The 13,329-nt window shown below is 70.3% G+C and carries 6 protein-coding genes; 2 read left to right on the top strand and 4 right to left on the bottom strand.

Annotated features, from left to right (window positions below; genetic code table 11):
- Positions 1 to 19 precede the first annotated feature (19 nt).
- On the top strand, positions 20 to 2,560 hold the full coding sequence (locus CYJ26_RS07305) for an excinuclease ABC subunit UvrA (protein WP_101638211.1): 2,541 nt from the start codon (positions 20 to 22) through the stop codon (positions 2,558 to 2,560).
- A gap of 9 nt (positions 2,561 to 2,569) precedes the next feature.
- Here CYJ26_RS07305 and pulA read toward each other — a convergent pair whose 3' ends face one another.
- Both pulA and CYJ26_RS07295 read right to left on the bottom strand, forming a co-directional pair.
- Entirely contained in the window at positions 2,570 to 5,404 is a 2,835-nt protein-coding gene (gene pulA, locus CYJ26_RS07300; protein WP_101638210.1) for a pullulanase-type alpha-1,6-glucosidase, read from the bottom strand.
- A gap of 154 nt (positions 5,405 to 5,558) precedes the next feature.
- On the bottom strand, positions 5,559 to 6,293 hold the full coding sequence (locus CYJ26_RS07295; RefSeq protein ID WP_048685581.1) for a TetR/AcrR family transcriptional regulator: 735 nt from the start codon (positions 6,291 to 6,293) through the stop codon (positions 5,559 to 5,561).
- A gap of 153 nt (positions 6,294 to 6,446) precedes the next feature.
- Between CYJ26_RS07295 and CYJ26_RS07290 the strand changes: the two genes are divergently transcribed.
- Positions 6,447 to 9,218: a YhgE/Pip domain-containing protein gene (locus tag CYJ26_RS07290; RefSeq protein ID WP_101638209.1), complete on the top strand. Its 2,772-nt coding sequence runs from the start codon at positions 6,447 to 6,449 to the stop codon at positions 9,216 to 9,218.
- 94 nt (positions 9,219 to 9,312) lie between these two features.
- Here the strand turns inward: CYJ26_RS07290 and CYJ26_RS07285 are convergent, their stop codons facing one another.
- Complete coding sequence (locus CYJ26_RS07285; RefSeq protein WP_244902043.1) at positions 9,313 to 11,076, bottom strand: ABC transporter ATP-binding protein; 1,764 nt, start codon at positions 11,074 to 11,076, stop codon at positions 9,313 to 9,315.
- Positions 11,073 to 13,028: an ABC transporter transmembrane domain-containing protein gene (locus CYJ26_RS07280; protein WP_101638208.1), complete on the bottom strand. Its 1,956-nt coding sequence runs from the start codon at positions 13,026 to 13,028 to the stop codon at positions 11,073 to 11,075. Before CYJ26_RS07280 ends, CYJ26_RS07285 begins: the two co-directional genes overlap by 4 nt.
- Positions 13,029 to 13,329 lie beyond the last annotated feature (301 nt).

Raw genomic sequence — 13,329 nt, 5'->3', positions numbered from 1 at the left:
TCCGCACTAGCCTGGCCTCATGACGGACACGGACCAGGTCGCCAGGCACGCGCCCACCCACATCCAGGTGCGCGGCGCGCGCGTGCACAACCTGCGCGATCTCGACGTCGATGTCCCCCTGGGCCAGATGGTGGCGGTGGCGGGAGTCTCTGGCTCAGGCAAGTCCTCCCTCGCGCTGGGCGTGCTCTACGCCGAGGGCGCCCGGCGCTACCTAGAGTCCCTGTCCACCTACACCCGCCGTCGCATGACGCAGGCGGCCCGCCCCGACGTCGAGGAGGTGCGCCACGTTCCGGCCGCTCTTGCCCTGCACCAGCGCCCGGCAGTGCCCGGCATCCGTTCCACCTTCGGCACCTCCTCAGAGGTTCTCAACCCGCTGCGCCTGGCCTACTCCCGCCTGGGGCGTCACCTGTGCCCGAACGGCCACCGCTGCGAGCCGACGACGCTCGTGGCCCTGGAGAAGCCACTGACCTGTCCCGTGTGCTCGGTCAGCTTCATGGGCCCGGGGGCGGAGTCCTTCGCCTTCAACTCCACCGGCGCCTGTCCTCAGTGCGACGGCACCGGCGAGGTCCGCCAGATCGACGAGGACAGCCTGGTCCCCGACCAGAGCCTGACCCTGCGCGAGGGCGCGGTGCGCTCGTGGGGCATCTTCGGCATCTCGTGGATGTGGCACGTTGCCGAGGCGCTGGGGGTGCGCGTGGACGTTCCCTTCCGTGAGCTGAGCGAGGACGAGCGTGAGACTGTCCTGCACGGGCCGCAGGTCACGCGCCAGATCGCGATCCCCTCCAAGAACGGCAAGCTGTTCGACCTCAACGCCACCTACCGCAACGCCGTGCGAGCGGTGGAGGAGGCCATGAGCGGGGCCACGAGCGCCAAGGGGCTGGAGCGGCTCAACCGCTTCCTGCACGTGCGCACCTGCCCGGCCTGCCACGGCTCACGGCTGTCCCAGGCAGCACGCTCGACCACGCTCGCAGCCGCCGGCCGTGAGCTGAGCCTGGACCAGGCCTGCGCCCTGCCTCTGAGCGAGCTGCTGGAGTGGGTGCGTCACGTGCCCTCGGCGGTTCCTGAGGACCTGACGGCCATGGCGCACCAGATCATCGAGGAGCTGGAGGTCATCGCCCGCCGTCTGGTGGAGCTCGGCCTGAGCTATCTCAGCCTGGACCGGGCCGGGGCCACCCTGTCCACGGGTGAGCGTCAACGGGTCCAGCTCGCCCGCGCCGTACGCAACCACACCACCGGCGCGCTCTACGTCCTGGACGAGCCGAGCATCGGGTTGCACCCGGCCAATATCGAGGGGCTGCTCGGCGTCATGGAGGACCTGCTCGCAGACGGCAACTCCGTGGTCCTGGTGGATCACGACGCCGCGCTGCTGCGCCGGGCGGACTGGCTGCTCGAGATCGGCCCAGGCTCGGGAACCGGGGGAGGGCTGCTGGTTGCCAGCGGACCACTGCCTGACGTCACCCAGTCCCCTGACAGCCTCATCGCCCCGTTCATCACCGGCCAGGCACCGATCGTCGTCCGCCGCCAGGCCACGGAGGACGAGGTCTTCACCGACGGCGCCATCCACCTGGAGACCGCGGCCATCCACACCGTCCGCGCCTTGGACGTCACCATCCCTGAGCACCGGCTGACCGCTGTCACCGGGGTATCCGGATCCGGCAAGACCACCTTGGTCCTGGACTCCCTGGTCCCTGCCCTGCGCTCCCTGGAGGCCGACGCCCCGCTGCCGGCCCCCGCAACCTCGATCCAGGCCACCAGCACCCGCCGGGTCGTCGTCGTGGACGCCACCCCGATCGGTTCCAACGTGCGCTCTACCGTGGCCACCTACTCCGGTGTCCTGGACATCCTGCGCCGGGCCTACGCCAGGCTGCCCGAGGCACAGGCCGCCGGGCTCAAGCCGGGGGACTTCTCCTACAACACCGGATCCTTGCGGTGCTCGGAGTGCGACGGCACCGGTCAGGTCTGCCTGGATGTGCAGTTCCTTCCCGACGTCGACATCGTCTGTCCCCAGTGCCACGGCAGCCGCTACGGCACCCAGGCCTGGCAGATCCGCCGGCAGGCTGACTCAGCGCTGTCCCTTCCCGAGCTCCTGGGCCTGACGGTCCGCCAGGCCCTCCAGGCCTGCGCGGACCTGCCGCAGGTACGCCGTCGGCTGCGGCTGCTCACGGATCTCGGACTGGGTTACCTCACGCTCGGGGAGGCGACGACGGCGCTGTCGGGCGGTGAGGCCCAGCGGCTCAAGCTGTCCACCTACCTCGGCTCCTCCCAGGAGGGCACGATGTTCGTCCTGGACGAGCCGAGCATCGGGCTGCACCCCCTGGACGTCCAGGTCCTGCTCTCGGTCCTGGACCGGCTCATCGAGGACGGCGCCAGCGTGCTCGTCATCGAGCACGACCTGGACATGATCGCCAACGCAGACTGGGTGATCGACCTGGGCCCGGGTGGGGGTCAGGAGGGCGGCCGCGTCGTCGCGGCCGCCACGCCGCAGCAGCTTGCCCAGGCTCCTGGCAGCGTGACAGGCCGTTACCTGGCCCGGCACCTGGCCTCGCAGAAGGAGCGGTAAGCCCGTGCCCTAGCGCTCCACCAGGACGGCGGCGGTGAGTGCCGGCACTCGCAGCAGCCCGGTTGCTGGGTCGAAGACGGTCGACTTCACCCGCTCGTCTGCGCCCTCAGCCTGGATGTCGCTGAGCTCGAAGAACCGTCCCACTAGCGGCTCGACCCGCTGCTCGACCTCCTGGTTGGTGGCGTTGATCGCCACCATGACCCCGTCCAGCGCCGGGTCGAGATCGCCCTGGCCAGCGCCGTCGTCGACCACCATGATGATAACGCCGTCGCGAGCCTCCCTGCCGCTGACGGGGAAGGAAACCCGCTCATGAATGAGCTCGGCCGATCCGAGGGTGAGGAGCGGAGTCGAGCGACGCAGGCGCAGCAGATCCAGGGCTCCGGCCCGTGCCGCAGCGATATGCGCCGGGCTGGGGCGCAGGTCAGCGCGGGACAGGAGCTCGGCCTGGATGATCCACCGCTCGAAGTTGCGCCCGGCTGGGGGCAGCCCTCGCCCCCACCCGTTGTCCTGACCAGACCAGTCGATGGCGTTGAAGTGGTCTCCTGAGTTGTAGGAGTCACGGTCCAGGGACTTGCTGCGCAGCATCTCGGTGCCCGCGGCCCAGAAGCAGGGGGACTGGCCCAGGGTGATGGCCGCCAGGCACACCGTGCTCAGCCGCACTCGGTCCTCCATCGAGGTACCTGGGGGAAGCTTGTAGGCCAGGCGGTCGAAGAGCGTCTCGTCGTCATGGGCGTCGACGTAGGCGATGGAGTCCACCGGCTCGTCCCCGTATCCCGCCGGCGCCAGCCCGTAGCGCAGGTCCTGCCCGCGTCGCCAAGTCCCGTCCGCACTCAGCAGCTCCATCTCGCGCAGGTTCCCGGCCAGGGACAGGCGAACGAGGTCCGTGCGCCACCGCAGGTCCTCCCGGTCAGCCTGCTCGCCCCGGCTTCCCCACCCCGAGGGGTGCGAGGCCGCGCCAGTACCCAGGCCCTGACCCTGGCGTGGGTCGGGACCGAAGTGGTTCCCCCCGTAGAGGGCGTCACGAACGCGGTCGTTGAAGGTGCCGATGTGAAGACCGTCCTGCGCCCCGACCTGGCCCTGGACCGCCTGGCGGAACAGGGCGTTGTCCGCGACCTCGCCCATGTTCCAGCCCTCGCCGTAGAGGTAGATCTCGTGCCCGACGGCGTCCTCGCTCACCTGCGCCAGGGCCTGGCGCAGCCGCTTCATGGTGGTGGTGGAGTGGTAGCCCATGAGGTCGAACCGGAAGCCGTCCACCCGGTAGTCACGCACCCAGGACACGCAGGCGTCGATCATGAGGCGCTCGGCCATCGCCCGCTCGGTCGCCACGTTGTTGCAGCAGGTGGAGCTCTCCACCTGCCCAGTAGCATCCAGACGGTGGTAGTAACCGGGCACGATGCGATCCAGGACGCTCGTGGGCTCCTGCCCGCTTCCGGCGGTGTGGTTAAAGACCTGGTCAAGGACCACCTGGAGCCCCATGCCGTGCAGGGCGCCGATCATCTCGCGCACCTGGACCGTGCGCGCGCCCCCGTCCTGGTGCCCGTCGGTGGCGTAGGAGCCCTCGGGAGCCATCCAGTGGAAGGGGTCGTAGCCCCAGTTGTAGGCGTCGAGGTCAGCCACAGCCCCGACGGCGGCCTGGGGGCGGCGGGAGGCGGCCGAGGTCCCCTCTGGGACCTGCGGCACCCGCTGGCGCCTGCGGTCCTCCGGGACGGTGGAGAAGTCGAACACGGGCAGCAGGTGCACCGTGTCAATGCCCGCCTGGGCCAGCTCGCGCAGGTGCCTGGTCCCGGCCGAGTCGATGGTGAAGGCCTCGTAGGTACCACGCAGCTCGGGCGGCACGGTGGGGTCCGCGGCCGAGAAGTCGCGCAGGTGGAGCTCATAGATCGCTCGCGCGGCATCGACGGCGACCGTCGGGTTGAGGTTCTCGCACCACGCGCTGGGCTTGAGCTCCTTGCACCCCAGGTCCACGGCCACCGAGCGCCGCGAGTCCACCGTCAGGGCACGCGAGTAGGGGTCCGTGACGAAGTTGGTCTCAACCTTGCCGGTAGCAGGCACGTAGACGCGGACTTCCCACAGGTACTGGCAGCCTGCGCGCACTCCCGCCTCGGCGGTGCGCCTGGAGGTGACCTCCCAGCGCCCGTCCTGGCAGCGCCGCGCCTCAAGCCTGACCGGGTCCCCCGCCGCCAGTGGGACCGATCCTGTCCGCACCGGAGCCGGCCAGGTGAGCAGGTCCACGTGCACGGCGGTGGGAGCCCACAGGGCGAAGGAGGGGGCGGCGTCGCCGCTGGGTGAGAAGCTGACGCCCAGCGGTGCGCTGCCGTCGCGAGCGCTGGCGACCTGGCCCCACAGTCGGTCGATGACCGGCCAGGTCTGCACACCGGTGTAGGCCGTGACCCAGCCACCCACGGATGCTGAGGTGCGTTGGACGACGGCGAGCTGGCCCGTGAGCAGGAGCGCGACGTCGTCGCCGATCAGTCGTGGGGCGCCGAACTCGTCCTGGGTGGTCAGCGCCAGGTAACCGTCAAGCTGGGGGTGGGCCTCCACGAGGCGGCTGTCCAGGCGGCCGATGAGCCCGAGAGGGATCTCGCTGCCGCGCTCGCCACGCTGGAGCAGCCCGTCGGTGAGGCCGACGCTGCCGTCAGGCGAGCTGACCAGGCCGAAGCTCAGCGGTGGTGAGGTGGGGCGGCCGCCGTCGGCGCCCAGGCAGTCCTCCAGGCGAACGCCCGGTGGCAGGAGGTCAGCAGGCCAGGCGAGGGTGGACTCATCGACCCAGTAGGCACGCATCTGCCCGGTGCCCGGAACCGCGTGGTGCACCGCCGCCTCATGGTGCGTGTGAGCGCTGGCCATGACGACCGCCTTTCCTCCCTGCTCACCGAGCCTGCTGCCCTCCGACGGCGCCCTGGCCAGGCACCCGCAGCACCGGAAACAGTCACCTCACAACGATGACGCTACTCACTCTTTCACGACCTGCACGCACAGACCAGGGACGAGCGGGTCCATCTCAGCTCTCGCGCGGACGACTCATGTGGGTGAGCATCACCGGCAGGCTGCGATCCAGCAGAGCAGTGAGCTGATCCTCGCGCCCCACCATGAGCGCCGTACGCATCGAGCGCTCGGCAGCGGCAAACAGGAGCTCAGTCATGTCATCCGCACTGAGCATGCACTCGCGACCGATGGCACCCAGCCCGGTCACCACCACCTCGCGCAGCGAGGCCTTGAAGGCCTCATAGCTGCGCCGCAGCCCCTGCGCGTGCTCCTGGTTGCGCAGGATGTAGCTGACGAACTCGTTCTGGAGCATGTAGAACTCGCGCGAGACCGGCATGGCCAGCAGGAGACGGTCTGCCAGGATCTCCAGGGCGTGCTGCACCTCGTCGTCACTGGACGCTGGCGAGCGCTCCGCGGAGTCAGGAAGCGCCTCGTCCACCGCCTGGCGCACAAAGTCGGTCATCTGCTCCCACTCGCGCTCAGCCAGCTGGCGCACAAAGTGGTCCATGTCAGCGAAGTTGGAGTAGAAGGCCCCCCGCGTGAAGCCTGCCCGGGAGCACAGGTCACCCACACTGGTAGCCCCGATCCCCTGCTCGGCAAAGAGCTCTCGACCCGCCTCAAGCAACAGCGCCTGGGTCTGCGCCCGCTTGCCTGAGGCACCGGCAGAAACGGCTCGCCGCGCCGCCGCGTGACGCGCCGCCCGGCCCGCGACGTCTCGGAGCCGGGCACCCTTCTCCATCGCGACACCCATGGACCTTCTCCCCCTCTGGCTTACACCGCACACGATGGCAGCCCAGGGCGAGCCTTGTCCTGTCATCTCAACCACACAATACACATCTGTATTGCGCCTGTCGATACAGGTCTGTATCGTCACGGTCCGGAACACGTCCCGGAAGGTCCTGACATGAAGAAGCTCACCGGCTCACGCATCGGCAACCTCGTTGTCGTCGTCGCAGTCGTCATCATCCCGCTGCTGTATGCGGGACTACTCACCCTCACCTACCAGAACCCCACCAACCGCCTGGGTGACATGACCGCCGCCGTGGTCAACGAGGACAGCGCTTACACCACGACCCTGGCCTCCGGCGAGAAGAAGACCCTCAGCCTCGGTGCCGAGCTGGAGAAGGCGCTGACTGAGCCGGACGGCTCCCAGGACGTCGGCTTCACCTGGACCTCGATGAGCGAGGCCCAGGCCCGCGCCGAGATGGGCCAGGAGAAGGTCCGCGCCATTCTCTACATCCCCGCAGACTTCTCCCAGAAGGTCTCCCTGGTCGGCTCCAAGGACCCCTCGCAGGCAGCCACCCAGAGGCTGCGCCTGGTCACGGACGACGGCATCAACTACCTCGCCGGCACCATGGCCCGCACCGTTGCCTCCGAGCTCACCAACACCCTCGACAGCCAAGGCTCCGCCCAGGTGGTGGACACCCTCCTGCTCAGCGTCTCCACGATCCGCGACGGCATGGTGACCGCCTCCGACGGCGCCGCGACCTTGGCCGACGGCACCACCACCCTGGCCGATGGCACCACGACGCTGTCCGACGGAGCTGACTCGCTGAGCTCCGGCGCCTCCTCCCTCACGGTCGGCGTGCGTCAGCTGGCTGACGGCTCGGTCACCCTCACCAGCGGCCTGACGACCCTGTCTGACGGCACCGCGACCGCCGCCAGCGGTTCCCAGCAGCTGGCCGACGGCGTCGCCAGCCTGTCCGCCGGCACCTCCAGCGCCTCCGCTGGCGCCTCAACCCTGGCCGACGGCGCGAAGACCCTGAGCCAGGGCACCTCCACCCTGGTCAGCAGCGCCGGCACCCTGGCCGACGGCGTGGGCCAGCTGTCCTCCGGCTCCGGCACCCTGGCCGACGGCGTCTCCCGTTACACCCAGGGCGTGGACCAGGTCGCGGCCGGCGCGGCCGCTCTCCAGGCCAAGGCCACCGACCCCACCAGCGGTCTGGCCGCCGGTATCGCCCAGCTCCAGGCAGGAATCGGCGAGTCCGGCTCCACTGACACCTCCACCCTGACCGGCGGCGTCACCGCTCTCGACGCCGGGGCCGCACAGGTGTCGGCCGGGCTCAACAGCCCGCAGGCCAACGGCGTCTCCCTCAAGGACGGCGCTGCCGGGCTGGCCTCAGGCGTGACCACCGCCCAGCAGGGAGTTGCCAGCTACACCGCCGCCGTCGACCAGCTCGCCACCCAGTGCGCAGCCACCGGGGCATCCGCTGAGTTCTGCGCCGCACTGCAGCAGGTCTCCTCCCAGTCCGCAGCCCTCAACACGGGCATGTCCCAGGCATCGGCGGCCGCGGCTCAGGTCTCCACCGGCGTCTCGCAGGTCGCCGACGGCGCCGCCCAGCTCGCCGGCTCCACCTCCGCCCTGTCCCAGGGCACCACCACGCTGCGCGAGGGTGTGGACCGCCTGGCCTCCGCCGTCGGCAGCCCGAGTGACGTCACCGTCCCCGGCAACGCCTCCAGCCCCCAGACGCTGCTGGGCGGCATCAACGCCGTCGCCGGCGGGCTGAGCCAGGTCACCACCTCCACGGTCGGCGGCCAGAGCGTGGACAACTCCGCCGCCCTGCGCCAGGGAGCCACCCAGGTCGCCGGAGGCCTGGCCACCATGAATGACCAGGTCCCCGCCCTCACCTCCGGTATCAGCCAGCTGGACAACGGTGCGGCCTCACTGTCCGACGGCGCCACAAGCCTGGCCTCTGGCCTGGTCACCCTCGACCAGGGCGCCGGGACCGCCGCCTCCTCCGCCCAGACTCTCGCCGACGGCGTCGCCCGCCTGGCCTCCGGCGCCGCCAGCGCGCAGACCGGCTCGCAGACCCTGTCCAGCGGTCTGGCCACCGCCCGGTCCGGCTCGCAGACCCTGGCCGACGGCGCCGCGCAGCTGGCCTCCGGCGCGCAGGACCTTGAAGACGGCGCAGGCAAGCTCAATGACGGGGCGACGACGCTGGCCGACGGCCTGGGCGACGGGGTCGACCAGATCCCGAGCTACACCCAGGACCAGCGCGAGACCATGTCCTCGGTCGCCTCGGACGTAGCCGGCGTCGACACCGTGCGTGAGCACGCCGTCGCCAACAACGGCGCCGGCTTCACCCCGATGTTCATGAGCCTGGCCCTGTGGGTCGGAGCGATCGCCCTGTTCCTGGTGCTGCCCGCACTGGACAAGCGCGACCACGGCGAGCGCTGGTGGGCCTCGGCGATCCGCCCGGCAACCACCGCCCTGCTCCTGGCCATGGCTCAGGCAGTCATCATGATGGTGGCGGTCAACGCTGCCGGCGAGCTGCACGCGGCCAACCTGCTGGGCCTGGCACTCATGGCTATCGCCTCCTCGGTGTGCTTCATGGCGATCAATCAGGCCTGCGTGGCCTCGCTGGCCTTCCGCGGGCGCTTCGTGTCCATCGTCCTGCTGAGCCTGCAGATCACCTCGATGGGCGCAACCTTCCCGATCGAGACGGCTCCGCGCTTCTTCCAGTGGATCCACCCGTTCTTGCCGATGAGCTACACCCAGCTGTCCTTCCGCCGCCTCATCGCCGGCGGCGGTCTGGACGGGATCTACCTGCAGACCCTCGGCGTCCTGCTCATCTGGACCGCGATCGCCGTCTGCGTGACGCTGCTGGGCGCCAGGCTGCGCCGCGGCCGCACGCCCCTGCCCGCGGACAACGCGCTGGCCCCCACGGCCGCCTAGGACGCAGGCGCAGCGACGACGACGGGGCGGTGTGGGACTGGACAGTCTCACACCGCCCCGTCGTCTGAGTGCCTGGCGCAGGCAGCAAGCAGGGCTAGGCGCTGGTCCAGGCCTCCCACAGCCGCGTGTACTCCCCGCCGGCAGCCACGAGCTCGTCATGGCTGCCCAGCTCGACGATCCGTCCGTCAATGACGACGGCGACCCTGTCCGCCGCCGCGGCCGTGTCCAGGCGGTGGGCGATGGCGATGACGGTGCGCCCAGCCAGGACCGCGTCCAGGGCGCGCTCGGCTGAGCGCGCCGAGCCTGGGTCCAGCAGGCTGGTGGCCTCGTCCAGGATGAGCGTGGCCGGGTCCATGAGGACGATGCGCGCCAGCGCCACCTGCTGGGCCTGTCCCGGGTCCAGCACCACACCGCCGTTACCCACCAGGGTGTCCAGGCCGTTGCTCAGTGCCTGGGCCCACACGCTCGCCCCGACGACGTCGAGGGCGTGAGCAATCTCGGCGTCCGTGGCGTCAGCCCGGGCGATACGCAGGTTGTCAGCAAGGGTGCATGCAAAGACGTGGTGCTCCTGGGTCACCAGGGCCACCTCGCGGTGCAGGGCCTGCTCGGTCAGGGCGGTCAGGTCCGTTCCCTGGCCGTCAGGCCCGCCCGAGCCCACTGTGACCCGCCCGCGGGTAGGCGGGTGGATGCCAGCGAGCATGCGTCCCAAGGTGGACTTGCCCGATCCAGACGGTCCGACGACGACCAGCCGCTCGCCCGGGATGATCTCCAGGTCGACGTCGTGGAGCACGTCATGACCCGGCCGGTAGGCGTAGGAGACCCCGCGCACGCGCGGAGGCTCGGGGACCACCACGTCACTGGTGGCCTGACGATCCGGCTTGACGAGCTCAACCCCGACGATGCGAGCCAGGGCGGCCGAGGCAGACTGCACCGTGTCCAGCCAGAAGGTGATCTCATGGACCGGCCCCCGCACCTGGACGGCATACAGAGCCACCGTCGTCACCGCTCCCAGAGTGACCATCCCGTGACCCAGCAGCCAGGCACCCCAGGCCAGGACCGCCAGCAGCGGCAGCATGACGGCGATACCCAGGCCCGTAATGAGCACGATGCGCAGCCACAGCGTGTACTGCTCGGTCTGCCACACCTCCCGCAGCGCCCGGTCCAGGACCCGGTTGCGGCGCTGACCCAGGTACTGGGCGTCCACGGTCTCCGCCTGGTCAGCGGTCTCAGCGATCACGCCGTCGACCTCAGCCCACAGCGCGTTCATCGTCTGATAGCCAGGCACCACGTGGCGCAGGTACCAACGTCCCAGGGGAACCGCGATGACCGCCGAGGCGAGCATGCACACCCCCAGCAGCGGCGAGGCCAGCAGAGCAGCAAGGACCACGCTGAGGATGGTGAGCACGATGACGAGGATCTGGGAGACCCCACGCTGGACCACGAAGCGAATGTTCTCCAGGTCGTGGCTCGTGCGCCCCAATAGGTCGCCGGTGCCCGCAGACTCCACCACGCTCAGCGGCAGGTGCATGGCGGCGCTGACCAGACGCTCGCGCAGCGCGGCGAAGATCCTCTCGCCCAGGATCCGGGCAAGGTACTCCCCGATCCCGGTCAGCACCGCGTTGACGACCGCCAGAACCACCACGATGGCGATCAGCGTGTGCAGACGCTGCGCCCCGGCGTCGGCCTGCACGGCGTCAACCATGAGACCGAGGACCTTGGGGATGCCCACGCTTGCCACCGCGGCGGCGAGCTGGGCGAGGGTGACCACGGTGAAGGCACGCTTGTGCTCCCCCAGCAGGGAGAGGAAACGACGGCGAACGGTGCGCCCGTCCGCAACAGGAAGCCGCATCGCGCTCATGCTCCCGCTCCTCTCTCAACAACGTCGGTGTAGGCATCCAGCTGGCTCAGCTCGTGATGAGTGCCGCGCGCACGCTCACCCACCCGGGCGCTCGCTGCGGGCTCGGCGTCCACCGCCTCCAACAGGATCACCTCGTCACAGCGGCTGAGCAGCAGCGGCGAGGAGGTGACCACGACGGTCGTCAGCCCGGCGCGAGCCTCACGCAGGCGCTGGGCCACCAGGTCCTCGGTGTGGGAGTCCAGTGCGCTGGTGGGCTCGATGAGCACAAGAACCGGCGCCTGGCGCGCCACGGCCCGGGCCAGGGCCAGGCGCTGACGCTGGCCACCGGAGAGGTTGCGGGCCTTCTCAGTCAGCTGGCCTTCCAGCCCGCCCAGGGAGTCCAGCACGTCACCAGCCACGGCGACCTCCAGCGCGCGATACGCAGACTCGGCCTGCGCCGTCGTGAGAGGGACGTCCGCGCGGGTGGCGTCCGGCCGGTCCGTACCGGCGTGCAGGGTCATGAGCTCGACCAGTCTGCGCTGGGCAGCGAGCTCCACCTGCTCGCCGAGCACCTCCCCGGCCAGCGGGCCGGCGAAGGCCTCCGCATGAGCGCCGGAGACGACGACGGCGCGGCGCACCTGCTCAATCGGCAGGCGGCGCAGGTCCGTCCCGGACAGGGTGACGGCTGCCTCGTCGTCCGGACGGCCCAGGCGCTCAGCCAGGGCAGCGCTGAGAGCCGGACGCGCACACACCAGCGCGGTCATGCGGCCTCCAGCCAGGCGGACCCCGCTGGCCTCGTCCACCAGGTCCCCGGTGGGATCCAGGACGGCGGCGGGGTCGACGTCGTCGTCCCTGACCAGGGGCTCGACGGCGGCCACACGCGCCACCTTCTTCGCCCCCACCCACGCACGCGTCATGAACTGCATGAGATCAGCCAGCGCTCCCAGCGGCCAGATGAGGAAGGTCGTGTAACCGTAGAAGGTGACGAACTCACCGGCCGTGATCCGTCCCTCCAGCGCGGCGGTGGCGCTGGCGCCCACGACCAGCGCGGTCAGGATCATGGGGGCGCCGGCACGGATGGCGGCGAGCATGGCCTGGGTGGAGGCGACCTTGATTCCCGCAGCACGTACCTTGGCCGACTGCTCGGCGTAACGGGCGGCGTAGACGTCCTCGCCGCTGATGCCGCGCAGGACCCGCAGCCCGGCGACGACGTCGGTGGTCACCGTGGTCAGCCGCCCCTGCTCCTCACGCTGGACGGACATGCGCCTGTTCAGAGGCCTGAGCAGTGTGCCGACGCCCAGCAGGACCACCGGCAGCCCGAGCAGGACCAGCAGCCCCAGGCCGGTGTCCATCCGCAGCATGAGGATCGCAACGACCACGGTGGAGATCAGCGACCCGATCACGGTCACGATGAAGTACATGAGCGCGCCGATGGAGTCCGCGTCCGAGGTCGCGGTGGACACGACGTCACCGGAGGAGACCTCGCGGGTCACCGCGCGCGACCTCAGCCCCAGGCGGTAGCCCACACCGCGGACCGAGGGCTGCCAGCCGCTGACCCACGAGCCGAAGGCGAAGAGCTCGGTCACGCCGCCCACGAGCCCGCCGGCCACACCCAGCGCCGCGAGCGCGATGAGCCCGGGAACGAGCTGGGCGGACAGTCCGTGAGACATGCCGTGGTCGACCACCCGACCCAGAACGGTCGGGATAAGCCCTGAGGAGAGGTAGGTCAGGGCCGTCAGCACCGCTCCGACCAGCAGGGGGAGCCAGGCGTCGCGCAGGACGCTGGCGAGGTAGCGCCCCGGGCGGTCAGCAAGGGGTGTACGCGGCTGCGGGGCGATGGTGAGGAAGGCTGGCCAGCGCCGCGGAGCCCAGGTCACGGGCACCGTCGTGGCAGGGCTGGAGGCAGACGTCGAGGCGTCAGGAGGCACAGGGGTGGTGTTCATGAGGATCTCGTCAAGCTCGTCGCGGGTCACGGCGCGAGAAGGGCTCAGCAGGCCGTGAATGACTTTTCAGGACAGTGAGGGCGCTCCACGCGGCCGGCCGTCGTCGGCCACCAAGCGTGAGCGTCAGGACTCCGGCAAGGCCGGAGTCACGGTCACTTAAAGAGAACGCGTGTCACAAACATGGGGGTGAGCCTACGTGCGTCCCAGCCGCGGGCGCAAGGGGGGGTGCCCCTATGTGGTGTGTCAAGCGGCGGCGGGGAGTTGGTGGGTGGGTTGGGGGTCGTAGAGGGTGCCGTTTCGGATCATGGCGTGCAGGGTGAGGATGCGGCGG

The organism is Actinomyces urogenitalis, assembly GCF_002861525.1.
In the GTDB taxonomy this organism is placed as follows: Bacteria; Actinomycetota; Actinomycetes; order Actinomycetales; family Actinomycetaceae; genus Actinomyces; species Actinomyces urogenitalis.
Note: the sequence above shows the minus strand (reverse complement) of the source record. Positions and strands in the feature narration are given on the sequence as shown.

Excerpts from the sequence above, each read along its gene's own strand:
- CYJ26_RS07305 (WP_101638211.1), top strand. The coding sequence starts at position 20 with ATGACGGACACGGACCAGGTCGCCAGGCACGCGCCCACCCACATCCAG.
- pulA (WP_101638210.1), bottom strand. The coding sequence starts at position 5,404 with ATGGCCAGCGCTCACACGCACCATGAGGCGGCGGTGCACCACGCGGTT.
- CYJ26_RS07295 (WP_048685581.1), bottom strand. The coding sequence starts at position 6,293 with ATGGGTGTCGCGATGGAGAAGGGTGCCCGGCTCCGAGACGTCGCGGGC.
- CYJ26_RS07290 (WP_101638209.1), top strand. The coding sequence starts at position 6,447 with ATGAAGAAGCTCACCGGCTCACGCATCGGCAACCTCGTTGTCGTCGTC.
- CYJ26_RS07285 (WP_244902043.1), bottom strand. The coding sequence starts at position 11,076 with ATGAGCGCGATGCGGCTTCCTGTTGCGGACGGGCGCACCGTTCGCCGT.